We start from the raw sequence: 23,093 nt of genomic DNA, 5'->3' as shown, positions 1-23,093 counted from the left end.
TCAAACGCGCTGCAACGCGAGCGCCGCCTTCCACGGCGCTCGCGCCGCATCGAGCAAATCCGCGAAACGCGGCCCGTCGAGCAGCCCTGTGGCGACGCGCAGCGTGGGCTCCACCTCAGCTGATCCTTCGCTCCACCACAGGCTGTCGCCCGCCACCGCGTGCGCGGCCAGGCACTCGCCCAGCGCGAGGCCGTTTTCCTCGCCCTCGCACGCACAAGCATAATGCCAGGGCGTGCGCCCTTCTTCATCGAGTCCATCGAGCATGCGCACCTGATCGCCGAAACGCTCCAGATCGAAAGACGGTGCAAGCGTCGAGAGCGCGAGCGCCACCGCCATCTCGAACCATGGCTGCGCGCCGTGCAGCCAGTTCGCGAGCAGCCCGGGCGCCACCGGCCGCGCGAGCGTGAACGGGAAATAGCGGCCCACGCGGTCCACGCCCGGCATCAGCACGCCGGCCCAGGCCGGCGCGCCGCACAGGGTCTCGCCGAGCGCGAAACACCATAGCGGCGCGTTCAGATAGAGCGACAGCCACTGCGCGCCATAACGCGCCCGCGCCTCCAGCATGCCAGCTTGGACGCTGCGATCCCACGGCTCGATAAACGCCGCCGGCAGCCGCCGCGCGACAAAGTCGCCATGCGTGCGCACCTTGCCGAAGAAACCCGTCTCGTTCATAGATGATCAGGACACCGGAACTGATCGATCATGCCCCGCCGGAACGGGTTCGTCACGCTGCTCGCGTCCAGTTCCAGCTGCACGTGGCGGCCGTCCGATACGAAATCGATCTTGAAGCGGTCGGGCTGGCCCATCTGCTGCATCTGCGCCTTGTCCATCAGACGCAGCAGCGCCCACGGTCCGTCTGCACGCGGGGCGTCGCCGCCGCCGGGCGGCGCGAATTCCACGTGCGCCTGCCCCGTGCCTTTGCCGCTCGGCCACTGGAAGCCCATGCCCTCGTTCGCGCCCGGCTTGACGACCCACTGCTGACCGTCCACGTCGAGCGTAAACTGCGTGATGGACGGATCGATCGCGATCGGCTTGACCGTGAAGCGCACCGAGACATCGCGTCCGCCCGCGCGGAACAGCGCATCGCGAATCTGCGCGGCGCGCTGGAACTGCACGAGCACATCATCGGGAATGCCAGGCGATTCGGTTCCGGCCCGCCAGCGCCACACCGGCCCCGACATGTCGACGAAGTTCTGCAGATTCTTCTGGAAGAAGTCGTCGATCAGGCCGCCCGGCGCGAGCAGGCGGCCGAAGTCGTCGGGCGCGGCGTCGCGCGTGGAGGCGCGCACGAGCGGATAGCGCCCGTCGAGCGCCTGTTTGCACAACTGCCCGATGTTCGCCATCCAGAGGGCATTCAGGCGCGCACGCTCGCCGCCCGCCATCAGCGCCGTGGCGCCGTTCGAGACGTCGTTCACGACCGCCGCGAGCGGCGCGGGCGCGCCCTGCGAGGCGAGCTTGAGCTTGCCGATGGCGTCGCCGGGCGGCGGCGCGAGGCCCTGCCGGCGTGCGGTATCGGCCGCCTGGAGGTAAGTGGCCGCGTCCTTGAGCGCCGCGAGCTGGGTATCGAGCGGCGACGGCCCGGGTGCGCCGGGCTTGCCCACGAGGTCATGCAGCGGCTGAAAATGCGCATCGACGGGATTGACCTGCGCGGGCGCGCTGTTGGCCGCGTCGTCGGGCATGTTGCCGAGCGCGCTCTCCAGCTTCTTCTTCATCGCCTCGATCTTGCCGTTGATGAGCGCCCCAGCCTGCGCGCCAATCGATCCGCCCAGGCCGAGATTGCCAAGCGTGGTTTCGCGCGCCGCCGCCACCATCACCGCGCGCAGTGGCGAATCGGCATTGCCGAGCGCGTAGGCCACGCGCGCGCCCTTGTCCACGCCATCGAACGGCACCACGGCGATATCGCCGAGCAGCGCATCCCACTGGCGAATATATTCGTCGTAGTAAAGCTGCGTCATCGCAGCCCTGAGGTCGCTGGCCGCCGCGGGCGTGAGCACTTGCTCGTCGCGGCCCAGCACCCAGTTATCGCGCGCCACGTCGAGCACCGCCGCATCGCGCGCCGCGAGGAACTTCGCATAGCCCGCGAGCGTGAACGCGCCCGGCACGCCGCGCGTGAGCGGCGCGCCGCTCTTGCGCACTAGCACGAGCGGCGCGTTCTGGCCGCCCGCGCCCGCCACGCTGAAATCGGGCAGATGCTGGGCGTCGAGATCGCGCCGCAAGCTCTCGAACATGCGCTGCGCGAGCGGCATTTTCGCGAGGTTCGTGCGCGCCTGCTGAATCAGGTTCTTGTCGAGCGGCAGCGAGGGATCGAAGAACGCCGGCTCGAACAGCGCCGCGAGATGGCCGTCGAGGTCGCTGCGTTGCGCATCGCTCGCATCGCGCAACGGGCCGCGCTGCCAGTCGACGTCGGCCCACAGGCGCACCGCGTCGGCGTCGTAGTGCGAGGGGTCGCCGAGCATCAGGTACGCGCGCAGCACCGCGTACTGGAACTCGCCGTTGTTCGCATCGCCGCGCCGCAGCTCTTCCTCCATGCGCCGCACCACGAGCGGCAACAGCGTTTGCGCGAGTAGCCGGCGGTAGCTCGCCTGCGCTTCGAGCCCGAGCTTGTCGCCCTGATAGAGGCCGAGACGCGAGAGCCACGGAGCACTCGCGTTGCGCTGCGCATAGCCGCCGGGCAAGTCGCGCGCGGCGTTCAGCAGCGGCAGCAGGGCGAGTGGATTGTCGGTGGCCGGGGTGGCCTGCGCAAGCTGCTTGAGCGCGTCGACCTGCTGCGCCGCTTGGGCCACCCAGGCTTCATTGCGTTGATAGCTGATGAAGAACGCGCCGAGCGCCAGCACCGTGAGCAGCGCGATGGCACCGAGCGCGATGCGCTGAATCCACGCGCGCCGCCGCTCGAGCCCGCGATTGGTGCCCGCGAGCCCCGCCTCGTGAAAGATCACGTCGCGCATGAGCCGCGTGATGAAGTACGCGCGGCCCGCCGAGGCGTCCGGCAGCAGGACCTGCTGCTGCAGGCCGAGCGTGGCCGCCACCGCGCTCATCACACGGTCGATCGGCCGCCCTTCCTGGGTGCCGCTCGTGAAATAGACGCCGCGCAGCAGCACCGGCTTTTCATAGCGCGACGCGCTGAATGCGTCGTTGAGGAACGCCTGCAATACGCCTTCGAGCCCCGCGAACTGCTGCGGGAAACCGTAGACGAGCGCGCGCCGCCGCGTATCCGTCTCCTGCTGCATGCGATGCAGCACGCGCGCCTGCAAGCGCTGCGAGAGCGCGGCGAACTCGGCCGGGAATTGAGTCGAGATCTGCGCGGCGACATCATTCGGATTGCCTGGTTTGTCCGGACTTCCTCCCTCGTCGAATGCGAACGTCATGCCCCAGACCTGCTCGCGTTCGTCGCGGCCCAGATCGTCGAAGAACTCGGCGAAGCCGGCCAGCAGATCGCACTTCGTCACCAGCACATAGACCGGGAAATGCGTGCCGAGCCGCTCATAAAGCTCCTTCAGGCGCTCGTGCACGGCCTGAGCCTGCAATGCGCGCTGCGTGTCCGAGAACTGCAGCAGGTCCTGCGCCGACACCGCGACGATCACGCCATTGAGCGGACGGCGCGGCCGGTATTTGCGCAGCAGTTGCAGGAAGCCGCCCCACGCGGCCTGATCGGCGGCAGCGAAGCTGTCCTGGGTCGTGAAGCGGCCCGCGGTATCCAGCAGCACCGCGTCGTCGGTGAACCACCAGTCGCAGTTGCGCGTGCCGCCCACGCCGCCCACGGCCTGATCGCCCAGTTGCGTCGAGAGCGGAAATTTCAGGCCCGAGTGCGTGAGCGCCGTGGTTTTGCCGGTGCCGGGCGCGCCCACGAACATGTACCACGGCAGCTGATACACGTACTGGTTGCCGAAGCGCCCTTTCACGCGCGACTTGCGCAGAATGGCCATGGCCTCTTCGAAGCGCTTGCGCAGCGCGTTCACGTCCGCGTCCGATTGCTCCTTGCCGGGCGGCATTTCGCCCGCGCCTTCGGCCACCACGCGCGTGAACTTCACGTTCGCGAGGCGCGCGCGCAGCCAGCGCGCGAACCAGTAAAGCGCCCACAGCAGGAACAGCACCGCGATCGCGATCCAGCGGCTCGCGCTCGTTTCGAGCGGCGCGCTGCCGGCCCACGCGAACAGCGGCCCTTCGATCCAGACGATCAGCGCGAGCGCAAGCACGCCGAGAAACGACAGCACGATCTTGCGCCGCAGCCAGTCCACCAGTTTCTTGATCATGGCGTGGCTCCCGGTGCGAGCACGGCAATGTCCACGCGGCGATTGCGCGCGCGGTTGGCCGCGCTGTCGTTCGGCGCGATGGGTTCGGTGTCGCCGCGCCCTTCGGAGGTGAAGCGCGCGGGCGCGCCGGTGCGCGCGATCAGCAGGTCCTTCACGGTTTCCGCACGCGCCTGCGAGAGGTGCCAGTTCGACGGAAAACGCGCGGAAATGAGCCGTTGATTGTCGGTATGCCCGATGACCACGACGTTGCCGCGCACGTCCTTCAATGCGTCGCCGATGCGCTGGACGATCGGCAGATATGTCGATGTGAGCTCAGCGCTGCCCGAGGCGAACAGGCCGTCGCCGTTCACCTCGACAATCGTGCGGTCGGGCTGCTCGGTCACGCGCACGAGGCCCTGGGCGATCTCGGGCGCGAGGAACTTCGACAGCTTCGGAGCGGGCTTGGGCGCGGCTTCCATCTTCGCCGCCAGCACCGGCGGTGGCGCGACGCGCACGGCGTGCAGCGCCTGGAACACCGCATCCGATGCGTCGTTGAGCCGGAAGCTCAGCACCAGATGCGCGACCACCAGCACGACGCACGCCACCGCCGCCGCCACCCACAGCGGCACGAGTTGCAGCAGCGGCTTGCGCTGCGCGTTCACGGGCTGCCAGTGCGCAGAGAGCTCGCGCTCGAGCGCGCCGCGCTGCGCGCGGATCATCTGTTCGAGCCGTTCGCGCACCTGATCGAGTTGCGTGCGCCCGCCGTCGATCAGGCGGTAGCGCCCTTCAAAGCCAAGGCCGAGTATCACGTACATGAGTTCGAGCACGTCCACGTTCGCGCCGGGATTTTGCGCGAGCCGCTGGAGAATCAGGAAGAAGCGCTCGCCGCCCGAGGCCTCGTTATGGAAGGTCACGAGCAGGCTGCGGCTCGCCCATGCGCCCGCGCCCCACGGCGTGCTGGAGATCGCCTCGTCGAGGAACGTGCACAGGCAGTAGCGCGAGGCGCCGAGCTTTTCGTCGTCGTAGCCGCTCGCGCGCCCTTGCGTCTCGAACCCGCGCATCATCTGAATCAGTTGCGTGCGCAACTGCTCGATGTCGGGGTGCGTGGGCAATTGGCGCAACGGCAGCGCGAGATCGATCAGCGGATTGGCCGCGCGCAGCAGCGGATTCAGGCCGCCCGCGCCGGGCGGAATCGGCGCGACCGAGGTGGCCGCCGCCACGAACGGCGCGCGCGCGCCGCCCGGCGTCGGAATCAGGATGGTGGCGCCGGGATCGGCGCTCATGGGTGAGTCGTCGGATGACACGGTGCACGTCCTCCTCAATCGATGGCGCGGCGCCAGGCGCGCTTAGCGGCGGATCGCCCAGAATTCCATCGCGAGGCCGGGAAATTCACCCGCGACGTGCAATGCCATGCCCGCCGAGGCGGCGAACTGCTTCCACAGTTCGTTGCCGCGGTCGAGCTCGAAATACGTGAATCCCGCATGGAACGGCAACTGGCGCGGCGCCACCGGCAGCGCGCGCAGGCCGATGCCCGGCAATTGCAGATTCACGAGGTCGCGGATGCGCTCGATCGGCCCGATCTTCACTTGCGGCGCGAAGCCGGTGAGGATGGCTTCGGCCGGCATCTGCGCGCGCACGGCCAGCACGAAGGTGGCCGAGGCGAACAGGTTCTTGTCGGGCACCAGCGCAACGCGCAGGCCGAACTTGCGCTCTTCGAGCGGGATCGGCACCGCGTGCGGATCCATCACCATGCTGAGCGCCACGCGCAGATCGTCGATCACGGGCGCGAAGGTTTCGCGCAAGCGGTCATGCCGATAGACCGGATATGCGCTGGGGCGCTTGTTCTTCTGGCTGAACGTGGCCAATTCGCCCGCTAGCTGAACCACCATGCAATAGAGCGATTCGGGATGCAGGCCCGTCATCGTCGAGAAGTGCGCCGCGAGCGGCTCCGCGCGGTTGATGAGTTCGAGCAGCAGGAAGTCGGAGACCTCGGCCACGCCCGTCACGCCCGGTTGCACGAGGCGCGCGGCCAGTGCCTCGCCGCGTTGGTGCAGCAGGCCCACGAGGTCGTCGGCGAACGCACGCAGACGCGGCGCCACGCGATAGTCCATGCAGGGCGGGCTGTAGTCGCCTTCGAGCACGACGCGGTTGTCCGGCTGCCGCTCGATCACGCGCGCCACGCCTACCGTGGCGTAGGCATTCGCCACGTCGGGCTCCAGCGCGAGGCGCACGCGCAGCTTGCCGATTTCCACCAGCGCCGCGCTCGCGTTCGGGTCGTTGCTGTCGGCCACTTCGGCTTCCGCGCGGCGATGGCGCGCGAAATTTTCTTCGCTATCCTCATTGCCGGTTTCCGGCACGCCGGGCCTGCGCACCGGCAACGCGAGCGTCACGAGCACGCCGCGCGTGCCTTCGGGAATGTCGAGCGGCTCGGGCAAATCGTCGTCGGCGGGCAGGTTGAACGGCGTGCCGTCGGGAAAGACGCCCGAGCACGACAGCAGCGCGAGCTTGCCGAGCTTGAGCAGCTGCTCGTCGATTTCCAGCGACGCGAAGCCCCATGCATAAGGGCGCAGGCCGCCCGCGCGCGTCTCGAGCTGGGCCTGCAAATAGCGGTCATGCTGCTGCAGATGATGCGGCTGCAGAAACATGCCTTCCGACCAGATGACTTTGCTGTTCCAGGACACGTTGTTCTCGTCGTCGTATGTATCGTCTAGGTTTAAAGGGGCCGCCGCTTCAGGCGGATCCCGTTTCCGGTTTATCCGATTTGTCCGATTTGGCCGCGGCGTCCTCGCGCGCGCGTTGCAGCGCGTCCACCTGCGCCTCGTATGCGTCGTTGAACGCCTTGCCGAAAAGCTTCTGGAAGTCGTCCTCCGCTTCGCGCGCGATGCCCGCGCGCAATTCCACGAAGCGGTCCCAGAGCTTCGCCTTGCGGTTCGAGAGCACGCGGTCGAGCATGCCCTGCTCGCTCAACTGCGCCTCGAGCGTGGCCGGATCGAAGCGCGCGAGCACATGCGCAAGCGCCGCGCGCATGCCCACGAGCACGGCCAGTTCATGCGATTCGATGTCGACGAACGCCCGCGCGACCGCCTCGGCCGGCGGCAAGTAGCCTTGCGCGCGGCCCGTGAGCATTTGCGCGAGCGCGCTGTCCACGTCGGGGAAAAATTTGAGCGGGTTGTTGTCGCGCGCCACGATGAGCGTGGTGTCGAGCCGCGCTTCGCGCTTGGTCATCGAGCGCGCGCGCAGCACCGCCATGGTCCCGCGCAGCGAGTCGTGCAACATCGTGCCAACGAGCCGCGCGAGATCGGCGGCGGGCAGGTTCGGCACCCGGCCCGGTTCGATGCCCAGGCCTTCGAGCAACGCGGCGAGCACGGCTTCGTCTTGCGGTGACGCGGGCGTGGCTGGCGCGGTGGGGGCTGGAGCCGGCGTGAGAGTTGGCGCAACGGCCGGCGCAACGGCGGGCGCGCCTTGACGCTGCGGCTCCTGTTGCGGCGGCGAAGGCGGAGACAATGACGGCTCTTCGGCCCTGGCGGGCATGGGCAGCGGCAACTCGGGCTGCGCCGCCACGGCAGTTGCGGCAGGTGCGGCCGGCACAAAGATCTGCGTGACCGATGGCAGCATCTGATGCGCTTGCGGCTGCGCTTGCTCTTGTGGCGCGACGCTAGCCGGTACAGCGGGATTAGCTGGCGCAGCGGGAACAGCCGGCGAAAAAAGATCGTCGAACGGCGTCTCACCGAGCGGCGCGGCGTCGCCAAGCAGGCTCGCGGGCAGGCCGGTAGGCCCCTGCGCGCCAAGACCGAGCGGATCGGCTACGCCAGGCATGGCCGCGAACGCCTGCGCGGGCGCGGCGGGCATCGGCGGCGACACCGGCGTCATCGCAGGCGCGGCATGCTGGGAAAAAGCGCCGGGCGTCGCTACGCCGGGCGCCGACGCGCCATGCACATCGGCCAGCGGATCGTAGTCGTCGGGAATGCCGCCTGCCGCACCGAACGAAGCGGGCGCAAGCGCAGGCGGCGCGAGCGCCTGCGACTCGGGCGATACATGGTCGCTCTCCGACCCTGTGTAGCCGGGCCGCACGGCCATGCGTCCGCCCGCCCCCAGTGCCTCGCCGAGCGCATCGAGACCGCCTGCCCCGATGCCACCCATGCCACCCATGCCACCCATGCCACCCATCCCGCCGATGCTCCCCGCGTTGCCTGTAAAGCTGCTTGCCCCAGGCGCGAACGGATTTTCTGGCAACGCCGCCCTCTCAGCCAGCGGCGCGCCGCGCAACACCTGCACGCCCGCGAGCGGATCGCGCCCGAACGGTCTCGCCTCCTCCTGCGCCGTGGCCTCGGCCAGCGCCACCTCCAGCAAATACGCGCCGATCATCAGCTGATCGCCGTGCGCAAGCCGCGCCTCGCGCGTGCCGCCTAGCGCGCGCTGGTTCAGCACGCTCGGATTCGCACCGAGATCGCACAGCAGATACTCGCCGCCCCGGCGCTCCACGCGCGCATGCACGCGCGAAATCGCGCGCTGCTGGTCGGGCAGCACGAGCGTGCAGGTGGTGGCGCGGCCGATCGTGCCGCCGTCCGGGCCGAAGCGCACCGCGATCGGCTCGGCAAGCGGCTCGTCGTTGTACTTCGCCACGCGCAGCGTGAGAATCGGATTGGTCAGTTGCATCGCATTACCCTGCGCATTACCCTTCCCCTCCGTCATTTCATCAGGATTGCAGATCTATCAACAACGCCACGAGACGCCTCACGATTCCACTTTCTTCGTGCCATCGTCGGCGTCCTTGGGGTCGGTGGGCGCGGTGGGTGAGGAGCCGTCGCCCGAGCCCGCCGAGCCCCCCGAATTGAGCTGGATCGGCATGCCCGACACCGCGACCGAACTCGGCCCGATCACCACGAACGCGCCGCCCGCCTTCAAGGTAATGCTCATGCCCGCCTCGATCACCACGTTCATGCCCGCCTTGATATGAATGTTCTTGCCCGCGTCGATGGCGTAGTCGGTGCCGACCTTCTCCTGAAGCTTGCCGCCCACGTCGAGCGAAGCCGTGCCGTCGACCTTGGCGTTCTGCGCGCCGCTCACGTGGTCGTGGCGCTCGCCGCTCACCTGCACGTACTCGTTGCCGGTGACCTTCAGGTGGCGGTCGTTGCCCACGTTCATCAGCGCGTCGTTGACCACCCAGGTTTCGTGGTCCTTCTGCGCATGAAAGAACAATTGCTCGCCGCCAGCCTTGTCGAGAAAGCGCACCTCGTTGTTGCCCGAGGCATTGGGCGTGGAATTGCTCTTGATGGTGGCAAAGGCCGAATTGGCGGGCAGCTTGTACGGCGGCATCAGGCTCGCGTTGTAGACACTGCCCGTGACGAGCGGATGATCGGGGTCGCCCTCGATAAACTCGACGATCACCTCCTGCCCCACGCGCGGCAGAAAGAACATGCCCCAGGTCTTGCCCGCCCAGCCCTGCGAGACGCGCGCCCAGCAGCGGTCGGTGACCTCACTGCTTTCGTTCTCGTACAGCTGCTCCCAGTGGAACTGCACCTTGATGCGGCCGTATTCGTCGGTGAAGATCTCCGAGCCGGCGTCGCCCACCACCACTGCCGTTTGCAGGCCACCCACCACCGCGCGCGGCGTGAGCCGCTCCGCGCGGAACTGGTTGTCCTTGCGCAACGCGCTGAACGCGCAGTCGAAAAACGGCATCTTGCCCTGCCCTTGCGCAACGCGACTAGACACATAGGCATCCGAATTGATTTCGTATGTCGCACGAACGACCAGATACCCGTCGTTGCAGTCGTCGAGCGGATGCTCGCTCAGTTGCAGCAATCCGCCCGGCCAGATGCCGCGCATGGAAGCCCGGCCTTCGATGCTGTCGTTGCGCGTCTGGCGGATCTCCACGCCCACGCGCGCGTAGCGGTCGCCGTCGGCAGGCACGGTATGGCCCGTGAGGTGCTCCTGCATCGTGTAGCTTGGCGCGTCGTAAGGCTGGGTGCGCGTGGCGCGCGAGCGCAAGCCGCCTTGCAGGCTCGAGGAAGGCTTTTCGAAGTCGTAGTCGTTGGTTTCGTAGTAGCCGGTCTGAAGCTCGCCGCCCGAGAACCACTCGTAGACACACTCCATGTCCTCGCGCGCGGCCGCGTCGCGGTCGCGATACGGCACGCCGCGGTAGTTCGGGATCGGCGCGTGCACGTCGCCCGCGTCGGCGAGTACCAGGGTCTGGCGGCCATTTGCGTGCTCGAAATAGTAGTAGATGCCCTCGTGCTCCATGAGTCGGCTCACGAAGTCGAAATCGGTCTCGCGGTACTGCGCGCAGTGCTCGCGCGCTGGATACGTTGCCGTGCAGCGGTTGGTCACGTCCACGTTGTAGTCGTTGAGCACGCTCATCACGATCTCGGGCACGGTCTTCTGGTAGAAGAACCGGCAATGCGAGCCGCGCGTGAGCAGCCACAGGCGCGGGCGCACGATGGCGTGATAGCCAGCCATGCTGCCGTACTGCTGGTTGCCCGGCGAAGTCATGCGGAACACCGTCACGATGCCGTTGAACTGGCGCTCTCCGCCCGCGGGCAGCGCGAGCGCGATCGACAGGTCCTGGCCGAGCACCTGCGTGGGCGCGACGCTGTTCTGCTCGCACAGCAGGTCCACGCGGTATTCGCTCAGGCGGCCCAGTTCGTCGCTGCCGGTCATGCGCAGAAACAGCAGGTTCGCCCCGGTTCCCTTGCAACTCACTGTTACGTTGCGGTTCGTATCTTGCGAAGTCATCTCAAGCAATCAGTCAGGGAATCATCGTGTTGACGGTGGCCGGGTTCACGATCGACACCACGCCGCCCCAGTTGCACATGCACTTCGAGACGTTATCGAGCGAGGGCTGGTTGCCGAGCAGCACGGTCGGCGCGCCGGGGGCCCACGGCGAGAAGGTCGCGGGAATGCACGGCATGGGCGTGAGCACGCCGAGCGCCGCCGCCGCGGCCGATGCCACCGTGGGATTGGCCATCGACGAGCACACGCCGAACGGCATGATGTTGACCATCGGTATGTGGTCCATGATGTTCGCGGCGGGCGGGCCTTCGCCCATCACCTGGTTGGCGGGCAGCACTACGAGGCTCGACGGCGCGGCGCCGAACGAGCATTGCAGTGTGGCCCCCATGCTGACCTGTTGAGGCATGGCAATTCTCCCAGCGCCTGTTCAGTCGAACGTATAAACAAACTCGCCGTCGTGCGCGCCCACCTGCACCTTCGTCACGCTGCCGCCATTCATCATGCGCGTGAGGAACTCGGTGGACACGCGCGGCAGCAAAGTGTTGGTCAGGATCGCGTCGATCATGCGCCCGCCGCTCTCCAGCTCCGTGCAGCGGCTCGCGATGAGCTTGACCACGTCGTCGTCGTAGAGGAACGGCACCTTGTGCGATATGCGCAGCCGCTTCTCGATGCGCGAGAGTTGCAGGCGGATGATCGCGCCCAGCATCTCGTCGGAGAGCGGGTAATACGGAATCGTCACCACGCGCCCGAGCAGCGCGGGCGGGAACACCTTGAGCAGCGGCTCGCGCAGCGCCTTCGCGATGCCCTCTGGATCGGGCATCAGTTCGGGATCCTTGCAAAGGTTCGTGATGAGATCGGTACCCGCGTTGGTGGTCAGCAAGATGAGCGTGTTCTTGAAGTCGATCACGCGGCCCTCGCCGTCTTCCATCCAGCCCTTGTCGAACACCTGGAAGAAGATCTCGTGCACGTCGGGGTGGGCCTTTTCCACCTCGTCGAGCAGCACCACGCTATAGGGACGGCGCCGCACCGCCTCGGTGAGCACACCGCCCTCGCCGTAGCCCACGTAGCCCGGCGGCGCGCCCTTGAGCGACGAAACCGTGTGCGCCTCCTGGTACTCGCTCATGTTGATCGTGATGACGTTCTGCTCGCCGCCGTATAGCACCTCGGCCAGCGCGAGCGCGGTCTCGGTCTTGCCCACGCCCGAGGTGCCCGCGAGCATGAACACGCCGATCGGCTTGTTCGGATTGTCGAGGCCCGCGCGCGAGGTCTGGATCCGCCGCGCGATCATCTCGGTGGCGTGGCCCTGGCCGATGATGCGCTTGTTGAGATTTTCGGCGAGCTTGAGCACGTTCTCGATCTCGTTGCGCACCATGCGGCCCACGGGAATGCCGGTCCAGTCCTGCACGACCGAGGCCACGGCCTGGCGGTCGACGGTGGGCAGGATCAGCGGATCGTCGCCCTGATGGCTCGCGAGCTGCGCCTGCAATTCGCGCAATTCGGCGCGCAGCGCTTCGGGGTCGATCTGCGCGGTGGCGGCGCCCGCGCCGTTCTCCGCGTTCTCCGCGCTCGCCGCGCTTTCCGCCGCATTTTCGACTGCCGGCGCGGCGGCTGCGCTCGCGGCATCCGCACCGTCTTCCACCTTGCCGGTTTTATCACGAAGTTGCGCGCGCAACGAAAGAATGCGCTCGACCAGCGCCTTCTCCTTCTCCCAGCGCGCTTCGAGTTCCACGAGACGCTCGCGCTCCACCGCGAGCTTTTCGCCGGCCGCCGCTTCGCGCTCGCGCGTCTCGATGCCCACGGCCTTTTCGCGGCCGATGATCTCCAGCTCCGTCTCCAGCGCTGAAATACGCTTGCGCGCATCGTCCACGGAAGGCGGCGTAGCGTGCTGGCTCACGGCCACGCGCGCGCATGCGGTGTCGAGCAGGCTCACCGACTTGTCGGGCAACTGGCGCGCCGGAATGTACCGGTGCGAAAGCCGCACGGCGGCTTCCAGCGCCTCGTCGAGCACCTGCACCTTGTGGTGCTGCTCCATCGTGGAGGCCACGCCGCGCATCATGCGGATGGCTTTTTCCTCATCGGGCTCGCCCACCTGCACGACCTGGAAGCGCCGCGTGAGCGCGGGATCCTTTTCGATGTGCTTCTTGTATTCGGCCCACGTGGTGGCCGCCACGGTGCGCAGCGTGCCGCGCGCGAGCGCGGGCTTGAGCAGGTTGGCGGCGTCGCCGGTGCCGGCCGCGCCGCCCGCGCCCACCAGCGTATGGGCTTCGTCGATAAAGAGAATCACGGGCTTTTCCGAGGCCTGCACCTCTTCGATCACCTGGCGCAGCCGGTTCTCGAATTCGCCCTTCATGCTCGCGCCGGCCTGCAACAGGCCCACGTCGAGCGCGCGCAGTTCGACATCGCGCAGCGAAGGCGGCACGTCGCCCGCAACGATGCGCTGCGCAAAGCCCTCCACCACCGCCGTCTTGCCCACGCCGGCTTCGCCCGTGAGGATCGGGTTGTTCTGGCGGCGGCGCATGAGGATGTCCACCACCTGGCGGATTTCCTCGTCGCGGCCCACGATGGGATCGAGCTTGCCGCTGCGCGCCTGCTCGGTGAGATCGGTCGTGAAGCGGCGCAGCGCTTCCTGCTTGCCCATCGCCGCCGGGGGCATGCCTGCAGCATCCGCTCCAGCCCCCGCTCCCGCGCTGGCGTTCGCATTGAAGCCGTCGCTCGCGCCCATTGCCGCTTCGGGTGAATCGCGCAGCAGGCGGTCGAATTCCTCACACAGCGCATCGAGCTTGATCAACTCGAACTGCCGCGAGATTCCGTAGAGCGTGTTGCGCAGCGAAGGTGTCTTCAGGAGTCCAACCATTAGATGCCCGGTGCGCACCTGCGATTCGCCGAACATCAGCGAGCCGAACACCCAGCCGCGCTCGACGGCCTCTTCCACCTGCGAGGAAATGTCCGTGACCGACCCCGCGCCGCGCGGCAGCCGGTCGAGCGCCGCCGTGAGATCGCTTGCGAGCCGCGCGGGATCGATCCCGTAGTGGCGCGCGAGCCGGTGCAGGTCCGAGTCCTGCAACTGGAGAATCTGATGAAACCAGTGCACAAGCTCGATATACGGATTGCCGCGCAAACGGCAAAACATGTTCGCACTTTCGAGCGCGCGAAAGCCTGGCTGGTTGAGCTTGCCAAAGAGCGCTGCCCGCTTGATTTCGGCCATGTCTTCATTCTCCCGGGTGAAGGTCGAGCGCCGCGGCGTGTTCCGTCGCTCGTTGCACGTCTTCCTGCCTCCGCTCGCGCGCGGCAGCGCCGCTTGCGGGATTGAGTTTCAGCTGCTTCTGATCGCCTTGCGCCGCGCCGCTAAGCACCCAGCTCGTGAGCCCAAGCCGCGCGTGGCGGCCCAGCTTCAGGCGCGGCACCTCGGCCTCGCGCAATTGCAGGTTCACGTCCCAGTCGAGGCCGTCGCGCACATAGTTGCAAACCCAGTCGGCGAGCCGCTTGAGGCTGTCGCCGCCGGGCAGGAAACGCTCGTAATCGGCCATCGAAAGCGGGCCGATGACGATGCGAAACTTATGCTGGCAATCCCATACGCGCGCGCCGAGCAGCGTGGAAACCCCGAGCGCCGACGATCCGTCGCGCAAGCCCATGCGCGTGTGCGTCCCGGCGGGCAGCGGCATCCAGTGGCCCACCCATTCCTCGATCGACACGGGCAGCCGGAAAAAGCGCGTGAGAATCAGCGCGAGGCCCGCGGCGGGGCGCGTGCGCGAACCGAGCAGCCCCGCGAAATGGAGCTTCGCGAAATCGGGTACGGTATCGCGCCCGCGCAGCGCCTCCTCGCCCATGCCGAAAGTCGAGCCCACATACATCGCGAAGCGGTCGCGTCCCGGGCGCTCGAGACTCACCGCCGGCTGCGCATTGGCCCACGCGCGGTAGAACAGGCTCGTCATGCGGTGATGGAACAAGTCCAGAAAGCGCGCGAAGGTGGGATCGTCGGCGTTGCGCTCGCGGTCGCGGATATATTCGGTCAGATGCGTGGGCAGCGCGCCATGCGGCCCGAGCAGGCCGAAGAAGTTCACGGCCAGGCGCGGCGCCATGCCCCCTTCCCCATGATCGTGCTGCGAGAACGCGGCCAGCGTGGTCGGATGAAACACGAGTTCGGGCCGCTGCGTGAAGCGCACGGCGTCGTCGCGCGGGCGCAGCGACTCGCCCACGCGCGGCTGCGCGGCCCACGCGTTTTCGATCAGGCGCACGGCCTGAAAGAAGTCGAAGCGGTACGCCTCGTCTTCGAGCAGCTTCAGCACGGTCAGAGCGTCACGCATTGTCCCGCCCTCGCAGGCCAGCGCATGATCTCGGCGCGTGCCGTGGTGCGCACCACCGTCTCGGTGAACGAATTCATCGAGACGTACAGTGAAAAATATCGCGCGAGCACCGCGCCCAGCACGAAGGCCCCCGAACCCTCGAAGGCGGTTTCGTCGAACGTCACGCTCACCTGCTGGCCGCGCCCGAACACGATCGGCCCCGGCACGGGCAGCCGGCGCGTGACCGGTTTGGCCTCGACCGAGCGCACGCCTTCGATCTGCCGCTGCGCGGCCGGATCGTCGACGGGGCAATAGAGGCTCAGCAAGTCGCGCAGCGCCCGCGCGCCTGTGGAGGCATTCGTATCGATCAGCGACTCGTAGTTCAACGATAAGTGGCTCAGCAACCGCCAAGCCACCGCGCCGTGCGCGAACGACGGCAAGGGCCGGCTCGGACCGCTCACGCAGCGCACGCTCTCCACGGGGGCTTCCACGCCGAGCGTGAAATCCGATGCGCCGGTGCCGGTGGCCAGCGTAAGGGGCAAATCGCGGTTGGTGCACAGCACCTTGAGGCCGAGCTGGCGCAGATCCGCGCGATACGGCGCATTGGCCGCATCGACGAGTGCGATGAAGGTTTCGCTGCCGAGGTAACTGGTGCGCTGGCCGCGCTCGCGCGCGCGCGAAGATTGCAAGCGCCGTTCGCGGCGCACCTGGTAGTACGCGCTGCCCTGCTCGGCCGCCGACAAATCGCGCGCGTGATAGAAGGGCTCGAAGCGTTGCTCGTCGTTCGAACCCGCGCCGTGTCCCGTGACTTCCTCGATGCGATAAATCTCGAAGTCGAGCGGCCGCGTGCGGTCCGCAATCACCTGATACTCGAATTGCGCGGGATCGAAGGCGATACGGTCGGCGCGGCGCGCGAACAGATTGATCGCTGGCGTGCAATGGAGCGAGAAGTGGCTCGCGTCGAGCGTCTGTTCGAGCAGCGGGTCGGCGCGGTCGAGCAGCACGATCACTTCCACTTCGCTTTCGGCGCACGCGCGCAGCGCGCTCTGCAAGCCGTCGATGGCAACGAACAAAAAGCGCTGCGGAAACGCGAAATATTCCTGCAGCAGACGGAATCCCTGAAACGACTGGCCGCTCACGGGCAGCAGCGCTTCGCTGTCGTCGAAGCCGACCGGCTTGACGGCGCTCTTTGGCAACAGCCGGTGCCATGGCGCGGGCCGCGCGACCGGCAGCACCGCCACGCCCACGGAACTGGCGAGCAGGCGCTCGTAAATTCGCGCAGGCAGCGAATCCGCGCCGCGCAAATAGAGCGTGAGCGTATCGAGCGCAAGCTGGCTGAACTTCACGCCGCCAGTGGTGCTCAAGCGCAGCCGCACGCCTGCCTTCACACCGGGCGGTAGCGCCATGTCGGCGCCGCCGAGCGCGCCGGTATGCGTGAAGAACTTCGCCTCGACGATCTCCACGGGCCACAGCGTGAGCGCATGCGCCGTGCGGTATTCGCAGCGCGTCGAACCGTTCTTGTCGAGCACCGCGTGCAGCGCGCTGCCGCGCTGCACGGTCACGCCGCCCGCAAGCGCCGGATGTGCGAGATCGGGCTGCATGCGCACCACTGTCATCGACGGCGTGGGCGCGAGGTAATGCGGATACACCAGCTCCATGAGATGCTGGGTGAAACGCGGAAACTCGGCGTCGATCTTCAACTGCACGCGCGCCGCGAGAAAGCTGAAACCTTCGAGCAGGCGCTCGACATAGGGGTCGGCGCATTCGAGCCCTTCGAGACCCAGGCGCGCGGCCACCTTCGGAAACTCGCGCGCGAATTCGCTGCCCATCTCGCGCAAATGCGCGAGTTCCTGGTTGTAGTAGCGGATCAGGTCGGGGTTCATCGTCGCTTGTGCGTTGCTTGTGCGTGGTGGTTTTTCAGCGCGCCGCGCCCTGGTCGATCACGCGCACCTCGCCGCCCTCGAGATCGAGTTCGGTGCGAAAGTAAAGCCGCTCCGGATACGGCTGCGCCCACAAGTCCCCTTCGATCGCGAACACCACCGTGTTGTGGTGCCCGGTCGTTTCCTCCTCGAGCACTGCCGTCACCTTCACCGTGTCGCGCAGAATGCGCGGCTCGAACGCCACGATCACGTCGCGTATCTGCCGCTCGAGGCGCGCGAGGTTCATGCCCGATGCCGTCTTGCCCGCGATATCGGGAAAGCCGTAGTTGAGCACCGAGCGCTCGACGAGCGGCCATGCCGAGAGATCCTGCACGCTGCCGAGCCCGCTCGCATTGAGCAACCACGCCAGATCGCGCTGCACGCCCAGACGCAGCGCGCGCATCGAGAGCACGCGGCGCTCGCGGCTCTCGACCTTCGTGCCGGGCTCGAGATCGGTCAGGCGGTCGAGCAGCGAGGGCTGCAGCCGGTCGCGTCCAGTCAGCTCAGCCATGGTCTTGCGCGCGGTCTTGCGTCACTTCGCCCGCAGGCGCCTCTGCATCGAGCACGAGCGTGCGCACGTCGAACAGCGCGTAGTCGTTCTCGTCGGTCGTGAACATGCGCTGCCCGACCGGGCGCGCCTCGTCGAATTCCCCGCTGCCCGCGTCGGTCCATTCAGTTGCGCGAGCGAGCGCCAGTGCATTGGCATCGGCCGCCGAGTGGGTCACATTCGCGGTCAAGGTGCCGGGATAGCGCGCCGGAATCAGTCCCGCCGCCTGGCCGTCGTTGGCCCACCTGAATACGGCCGGCATCCACACGCGGTCGCGCAGGTCGTCCGGCGCTTCGAGCTCGATGCGGCGGATGCGCTCGAACGGCACCCAGTAATAGCGGCCGTTGAGAATCACTTCGAGCGTGGGGCCGAGGCGCGAATCGGCGTCGGCGATCCACGCGAACGGCACGCCGTTGAGCGTGCCCGTCGTGGGGCGCGCCTGCTCGAGTGCATTGGCGCGGCACGCGGCCGCCGCCCTGGAATCGCCCGAGCCCTCGAGACGCAACGCTTCGATCAGGAGTGCGAGCCATGCGGTGGGCTCGCCGAAAATGAGCGGCGCGCGCCGCCCGGCGAATACGTCCTCGCGCAGCGCCTCGCACTGGAGCGCATCGCGATAGAGCTGCACCATCGGCAGCGCGGCGGCGTCGAGATCGCCCACCACGTTGAGCTGCGTGAGCGCGCGCTCCCACGCGCCGCGCACGGCGAGCAGCTGAAACAGGAACACGCGGTACGACACGTTGGCCGGGTTGCCGCGCACCTGGTCCTGCAACTGCTTCAGGCACGCGTCGAGGTCACCGGCGCGCAAGCTCTCTTCTGCTGTCATTGTCGATTGGCTCCGTCAAGCCAGCATTCATGGGCGTCGGTCGGGGGCTGCAATACATGCGGCGGCGCGCGCCCCTCGCGCGCGCCGCCACCGTTCCGCGGCTTACTCCGCGACGTTCTTCGCGATGTCCCACTTGGTCTCGACCACGCCGCCTTCCTTCTCGCCCGTGGCGCTTTGCGGCTGGTACTCCACGTGGTACTTCTCGAAGTTCAGCGAGATGTTCTCCGTGAAGCGGTCCTCGCCGCCCGAGCCGCCTTCGCTGATCGACGAGATCAGCACCTTCGTGAAGGTGATCTTGAAGTATTCGAGCGGTGACTTGCCGCCGGCCTTGCGCACCGTGAGCACCGCGGTGGGATAGTGGCTGCCGCTCGCGCACGCGCCCATCAGCACCGGCGTGGCCTTGTCGACATACTTCGTGAACGAAAGATCCTGCACGGACACCTTGCCTGCGCCGCCGCCCGTGCCCAGGTGCATCGTGCCACTCTGGGACATGCCCCAGCTCCACGCGAGCACGTCGATTTCGCCCCCATGCGTCTTGTCCTGCGACTCGCCCGCCACGTCGCCAATCTTGATGAAAATATCAACGGCCATTTCTGTTCTCCACTTGGAAAGTTTGCGTCAGTTCGCGCCGGTACGCGGCCATGCACACGGACTTACGTTATGCCGCCTTGGCGGACGGCAGCTTGGACACCAGCCGCAACGACACGGTGAGGCCCTCGAGCTGGTAATGCGGACGCAGGAAGAATTTGGACGTGTAATAGCCCGGATTGCCCTCGACTTCCTCGATCACGACTTCGGCTGCGGCAAGCGGGCGGCGCGATTTGGTTTCCTCACTCGAGTGCGCGGGGTCGCCGTCCACGTATTGCAAGATCCAGTTCTGCAGCCAGCGCTGCATGTCGTCTTTCTCCTTGAAGCTGCCGATCTTGTCGCGCACGATGCACTTGAGGTAGTGCGCGAAGCGGCTGCACGCGAACAGATACGGCAGGCGCGCCGCAAGATTGGCATTCGCGGTGGCGTCGGGGTCCTCGTACTCGGCGGGCTTGTGCAACGACTGTGCGCCGATGAACGCCGCGAAGTCAGAGTTCTTCTTGTGCACGAGCGGCATGAAGCCGTTCTTCGCGAGCTCGGCCTCGCGGCGGTCGCTGATGGCGATCTCGGTCGGGCACTTCATGTCCACGCCGCCATCGTCGGTCGGGAACGAATGCACGGGCAGGTTCTCGACCGCGCCGCCCGATTCGATGCCGCGAATGCGCGAGCACCAGCCGTACTGCTTGAACGAGCGGTTGATGTTGGTGGCCATCGCATAAGCGGCGTTGGCCCACGCATACTTCTTGCTGTCCGCGCCCGCGGTGTCTTCCTCGAAGGCGAACTCGTCGACCGGGTTGGTCTTCGCGCCATAGGGCGCGCGCGCAAGAAAACGCGGCATGGCGAGACCGATATAGCGCGAGTCTTCCGATTCGCGCAGCGAGCGCCACGCGGCGTGCTCGGGCGTCTGGAAGATCTTCGTGAGGTCGCGCGGATTGGCGAGCTCCTGCCACGATTCCATCAGCATGACCGAAGGATCGGCGCCCGTGATGAACGGCGCGTGCGAGGCGGCGGCGACCTTGGCGACCTGAGTGAGCAGGTCGACATCCGGACCGCTGTTGTCGAAGTAATAGTCGGCCACCAGCGCGCCGTACGGCTCGCCGCCGAACTGGCCGTACTCTTCTTCATAGAGCTTCTTGAACAGCGGGCTCTGGTCCCACGCGGTGCCCTTGTACTTCTTGAGCGTCTTGTGCAGCTCGTTCTTCGAGATGTTCATCACGCGGATCTTGAGCGTCTCGTCGGTCTCGGTGTTGTTCACCAGATAGTGCAGACCTCGCCACGCGCTCTCCACCTTCTGAAACGCCTCGGTGTGGATGATCAGGTTCACCTGGTCGGTGAGCTTCTGGTCGATCTGCGCGATCAGCGACTCGATGGTCGCGAGCACGTCGCCCGACACGACGTTGGTGTCGCGCAGCGCCTGCTCGGCCAGCGTGCGCACGGCCGTCTCGACGGCCTCTTTCGCCTTGTCGCTGCGGGGCTTGAACTCCTTTTCCAGCAGGCTCGCGAACTCGCTCGCCTCGAGTGCTTCGCCGCCCTGCCGGGCTTCCTGCTGTTGGGTACTGGGTTCGGCCATGTCAGACTCCCTCTCGACGGATGGCTAACTAGATAGTTAACAAATAGCCAACGATAGCTAACGGGTGGGTGCGCGCATCACCGCGCGCGGCGCTATTCCTGCGGCTTGGGCGCGGAAGCCAGCGCCTGCAGCAGTGCCGGATCGTTGAGCAGTTTCTGGATCAGATCCTCGGCGCCCGTCTTGCCGTCCATATAGGTCAAGAGGTTCTGCAACTGGCCGCGCGCCTCCAGCAGCTTCGCGAGCGAATCCACCTTGCGCGCGACGGCGGCCGGCGAGAAGTCGTCCATGCTCTCGAAGGTCATCTCCACCGCAAGATTGCCCTCGCCCGTGAGCATGTTGGGCACCTGCACGGCCACGCGCGGCTTCATCGATTTCAGGCGCTCATCGAAGTTGTCGACATCGATCTCGAGGAACTTGCGCTCGGCCACGGGCGCGAGCGGCTCGGCGGGCTGCCCGGACAGATCGGACATGACGCCCATCACGAACGGCAGATTGATCTTCTTTTCCGAGCCGTACACCTCTACGTCGTACTCGATCTGCACGCGCGGCGCCCGGTTGCGCGCAATGAACTTCTGGCTGCTTTCTTTAGCCACGGCCTTTCCCCTCGTCGATGCCGCGGCGGCGCGCATTGGGGCGCGCCGCGGGGCGGCGTTGCGGATAAACCAGCGCCTGCTCACACGAATAACAGGCCCTTTACGTCACTCCTCGCTCTGGACGCCGCCGATCTGGCGCGCCTGCGCAAGCCCGTCGGGCGCGAGATCTTCCAGAATCTCCATGAAATTCTTGTCGACGAGCCGACGCGCCCGCTTGAGCAGCAAGGGCACAGGGCTCCCCGGCTCATACGTTTCGTAGTACTTGCAGATGCGATCGAGGGCGCGCAGCACGTCCTCGCGCGACTCGACTTCGCCCGGCGCGCGCGCGGGCACTGCGGCAACGGCCACGGCGGGCGCCCCGCCAGGCGCGCCGTCTTGCGCGAGCTCCGCTGGCGCGGATGCCTGCTCCTCGGGCACGCGCTCGCCAAGAAATGCCACGGCATGGCGCAGCAGCCGCGTGAGCGGGTCCATGTCGATCGCCTGCGCCGCGCCCACGTTGTTCATGATCACCGTCTCGATGCGCGTCGCAGCCTCGAGCGCACGCCGCAAGGCAGCGAGCGATTCGCGCGCGTTCTCGCCCGCATCGCTGATCGCGAGATCGATCGAGCTGAGCGTGGGCGCGGTCACGCCCGCCGGCACGGCAATCTCGCCGGTTGCGTATTCGACGTCGCGCAGCGTCACCTCGCCGTGCGCGCGCGAGATGGCGAGCGCCGCTTCGCGCACCTCGGCCAGCGTGGTGGTGGAGTCGACGAGACCCGCGAGCGCGTTCACGCGTGCGGTGGGATCGTTGTCGTCGTCGGGATCGAGCTGCGGATACAGATGCGCCCAGCGTTGTTCGAGCATGCCGGCGATCAGGTCGAGGCCTTCACTAAAGCCGCCAAAGCCGGTGCGATTGAGCAGCGCGCGCGCCAGATGCGCGGCCACGCGCAGATCGCGGCTTTTCTCCAGCAGGGACAGTGCGAGCGCCTGGGCCTCCTTCCAGTCGGGCGGAACTGCCTCGACCACGGTGCTGCCATACTGCACGTCGGGCTTGCCGTGCACGACGCGCTCGAGTTCGAGAAACGCCGGATCGTATTCGACGTCCTCGCCGCAAGGCAACGCGGAAGACACTTCCGCGAGCAGCGCCCCGGCATCTAGCATGGCCATGGTCCGTGGTCCGTGTGGAATTGGTTATGTTCTGGTTACTGCCCGGGCAAGCGTATTAAGGCGGATAAAAAATTGCATGGCGCGCGGCTGAACCTATTTCTGATATTTCCCGGTACAGCGGAGGCCGAATTCGCAAGCGCCCATCGGTGCTCGAAGCTTAACGAGTCGCTATCAGAATAGCACGGCGGGTACAAAAGAAAAGCGCACCTCGATGCAAACCATGTTCCCGATTTTTCATAAATTCGCCACGCATTTAATCTAGTTGTCTTTCGAGTAGTCGTTGTGCCATGCAGGCAATCGTCCAAACCTCGATCTCGCCTTGTCCGGCATGTCATGGCGCGCGATCAGGACGCATCTTACTGCAGTGGAATCGCTCCCAAACAGACGATTTCAGCCCTTATTTTCCAGGGGTTAACCATCATGCAGGATGACTATAAAAGTGACTCTCACCTGGCGTCCTACCGTGCCATGGAGCACGTGACGTTCGCTAACGAAGGATACCGAACGATCGACTCTTCTCCGTCACATGTTCGATAACGCGCGTGCGCTTTATCGCCATGGAATCCGAATTCGTTATTCTGATCGCGTAAACCACTAGAGCTGCTCTTTTAGAATTTTTATTCACCGAACGGCTAGATGTTTTAAAACACGCCATTGCAGATTTTC

Annotated in this window: 16 protein-coding genes; all 16 read right to left on the bottom strand. The window is 66.6% G+C overall.

Features of this window, described 5'->3' with window-relative positions:
- A complete protein-coding gene (tagF, locus tag PWP93_RS34065) occupies positions 1-672 on the bottom strand; it encodes a type VI secretion system-associated protein TagF (protein WP_421047951.1) in 672 nt (223 codons plus the stop codon).
- Positions 669-4,250, bottom strand: coding sequence for a type VI secretion system membrane subunit TssM (tssM, locus tag PWP93_RS34060; protein WP_421047950.1), 3,582 nt, complete (start codon positions 4,248-4,250; stop codon positions 669-671). The genes tagF and tssM overlap by 4 nt, the downstream gene beginning before the upstream one ends.
- Positions 4,247-5,512: a type VI secretion system protein TssL, long form gene (gene tssL / locus PWP93_RS34055; RefSeq protein WP_421047949.1), complete on the bottom strand. Its 1,266-nt coding sequence runs from the start codon at positions 5,510-5,512 to the stop codon at positions 4,247-4,249. Before tssL ends, tssM begins: the two co-directional genes overlap by 4 nt.
- Positions 5,513-5,575: 63 nt before the next feature.
- Positions 5,576-6,910 carry a type VI secretion system baseplate subunit TssK gene (gene tssK / locus PWP93_RS34050; protein ID WP_421047948.1) on the bottom strand — a complete coding sequence of 445 codons (1,335 nt, stop codon included), beginning with the start codon at positions 6,908-6,910 and terminating at the stop codon, positions 5,576-5,578.
- Between the two features lie 49 nt (positions 6,911-6,959).
- Positions 6,960-8,885 (bottom strand): type VI secretion system-associated FHA domain protein TagH, encoded by a 1,926-nt coding sequence (gene tagH / locus PWP93_RS34045; RefSeq protein ID WP_421047947.1) that lies wholly within the window; start codon positions 8,883-8,885, stop codon positions 6,960-6,962.
- Positions 8,886-8,963: 78 nt separating this feature from the next.
- On the bottom strand, positions 8,964-10,961 hold the full coding sequence (locus PWP93_RS34040) for a type VI secretion system Vgr family protein (protein ID WP_421047946.1): 1,998 nt from the start codon (positions 10,959-10,961) through the stop codon (positions 8,964-8,966).
- A 13-nt stretch (positions 10,962-10,974) separates the two neighbouring features.
- A complete protein-coding gene (locus PWP93_RS34035) occupies positions 10,975-11,364 on the bottom strand; it encodes a DUF4280 domain-containing protein (RefSeq protein WP_421047945.1) in 390 nt (129 codons plus the stop codon).
- A gap of 21 nt (positions 11,365-11,385) precedes the next feature.
- On the bottom strand, positions 11,386-14,163 hold the full coding sequence (gene tssH, locus PWP93_RS34030; protein WP_421047944.1) for a type VI secretion system ATPase TssH: 2,778 nt from the start codon (positions 14,161-14,163) through the stop codon (positions 11,386-11,388).
- A gap of 4 nt (positions 14,164-14,167) precedes the next feature.
- Positions 14,168-15,262 carry a type VI secretion system baseplate subunit TssG gene (gene tssG / locus PWP93_RS34025; RefSeq protein ID WP_421047943.1) on the bottom strand — a complete coding sequence of 365 codons (1,095 nt, stop codon included), beginning with the start codon at positions 15,260-15,262 and terminating at the stop codon, positions 14,168-14,170.
- Positions 15,247-17,124 carry a type VI secretion system baseplate subunit TssF gene (gene tssF / locus PWP93_RS34020; protein WP_421047942.1) on the bottom strand — a complete coding sequence of 626 codons (1,878 nt, stop codon included), beginning with the start codon at positions 17,122-17,124 and terminating at the stop codon, positions 15,247-15,249. The genes tssG and tssF overlap by 16 nt, the downstream gene beginning before the upstream one ends.
- Positions 17,125-17,158: 34 nt before the next feature.
- Complete coding sequence (gene tssE, locus PWP93_RS34015; protein ID WP_421047941.1) at positions 17,159-17,671, bottom strand: type VI secretion system baseplate subunit TssE; 513 nt, start codon at positions 17,669-17,671, stop codon at positions 17,159-17,161.
- Positions 17,664-18,530, bottom strand: coding sequence for a type VI secretion system accessory protein TagJ (locus PWP93_RS34010; protein WP_421047940.1), 867 nt, complete (start codon positions 18,528-18,530; stop codon positions 17,664-17,666). Before PWP93_RS34010 ends, tssE begins: the two co-directional genes overlap by 8 nt.
- A gap of 102 nt (positions 18,531-18,632) precedes the next feature.
- Entirely contained in the window at positions 18,633-19,121 is a 489-nt protein-coding gene (locus PWP93_RS34005) for an Hcp family type VI secretion system effector (RefSeq protein WP_421025644.1), read from the bottom strand.
- Between the two features lie 67 nt (positions 19,122-19,188).
- On the bottom strand, positions 19,189-20,688 hold the full coding sequence (tssC, locus tag PWP93_RS34000) for a type VI secretion system contractile sheath large subunit (RefSeq protein WP_421047939.1): 1,500 nt from the start codon (positions 20,686-20,688) through the stop codon (positions 19,189-19,191).
- 92 nt (positions 20,689-20,780) lie between these two features.
- The gene (gene tssB / locus PWP93_RS33995; protein ID WP_035521266.1) at positions 20,781-21,281 is read right to left on the bottom strand and encodes a type VI secretion system contractile sheath small subunit; all 501 of its coding nucleotides are present in this window, start codon (positions 21,279-21,281) and stop codon (positions 20,781-20,783) included.
- A 105-nt stretch (positions 21,282-21,386) separates the two neighbouring features.
- A complete protein-coding gene (gene tssA, locus PWP93_RS33990; RefSeq protein ID WP_421047938.1) occupies positions 21,387-22,427 on the bottom strand; it encodes a type VI secretion system protein TssA in 1,041 nt (346 codons plus the stop codon).
- Between the last annotated feature and the right edge of the window lie 666 nt (positions 22,428-23,093).

Origin of the sequence: Paraburkholderia sp. A1RI-2L, assembly GCF_048957375.1 — a bacterium.
GTDB lineage: Bacteria > Pseudomonadota > Gammaproteobacteria > Burkholderiales > Burkholderiaceae > Paraburkholderia.
This window is presented reverse-complemented; position numbering and strand designations above follow the sequence as displayed.

What these genes read in the sequence shown, in the direction of transcription:
- tssF (WP_421047942.1), bottom strand. Translation starts at nt 17,124, where the DNA reads ATGAACCCCGACCTGATCCGCTACTACAACCAGGAACTCGCGCATTTG.
- PWP93_RS34005 (WP_421025644.1), bottom strand. Translation starts at nt 19,121, where the DNA reads ATGGCCGTTGATATTTTCATCAAGATTGGCGACGTGGCGGGCGAGTCG.
- PWP93_RS34010 (WP_421047940.1), bottom strand. Translation starts at nt 18,530, where the DNA reads ATGACAGCAGAAGAGAGCTTGCGCGCCGGTGACCTCGACGCGTGCCTG.
- tagF (WP_421047951.1), bottom strand. Translation starts at nt 672, where the DNA reads ATGAACGAGACGGGTTTCTTCGGCAAGGTGCGCACGCATGGCGACTTT.
- tssA (WP_421047938.1), bottom strand. Translation starts at nt 22,427, where the DNA reads ATGGCCATGCTAGATGCCGGGGCGCTGCTCGCGGAAGTGTCTTCCGCG.
- PWP93_RS34035 (WP_421047945.1), bottom strand. Translation starts at nt 11,364, where the DNA reads ATGCCTCAACAGGTCAGCATGGGGGCCACACTGCAATGCTCGTTCGGC.
- tssL (WP_421047949.1), bottom strand. Translation starts at nt 5,512, where the DNA reads ATGAGCGCCGATCCCGGCGCCACCATCCTGATTCCGACGCCGGGCGGC.
- tagH (WP_421047947.1), bottom strand. Translation starts at nt 8,885, where the DNA reads ATGCAACTGACCAATCCGATTCTCACGCTGCGCGTGGCGAAGTACAAC.
- tssM (WP_421047950.1), bottom strand. Translation starts at nt 4,250, where the DNA reads ATGATCAAGAAACTGGTGGACTGGCTGCGGCGCAAGATCGTGCTGTCG.
- tssG (WP_421047943.1), bottom strand. Translation starts at nt 15,262, where the DNA reads ATGCGTGACGCTCTGACCGTGCTGAAGCTGCTCGAAGACGAGGCGTAC.
- tssE (WP_421047941.1), bottom strand. Translation starts at nt 17,671, where the DNA reads ATGGCTGAGCTGACTGGACGCGACCGGCTGCAGCCCTCGCTGCTCGAC.
- tssH (WP_421047944.1), bottom strand. Translation starts at nt 14,163, where the DNA reads ATGGCCGAAATCAAGCGGGCAGCGCTCTTTGGCAAGCTCAACCAGCCA.
- tssC (WP_421047939.1), bottom strand. Translation starts at nt 20,688, where the DNA reads ATGGCCGAACCCAGTACCCAACAGCAGGAAGCCCGGCAGGGCGGCGAA.
- PWP93_RS34040 (WP_421047946.1), bottom strand. Translation starts at nt 10,961, where the DNA reads ATGACTTCGCAAGATACGAACCGCAACGTAACAGTGAGTTGCAAGGGA.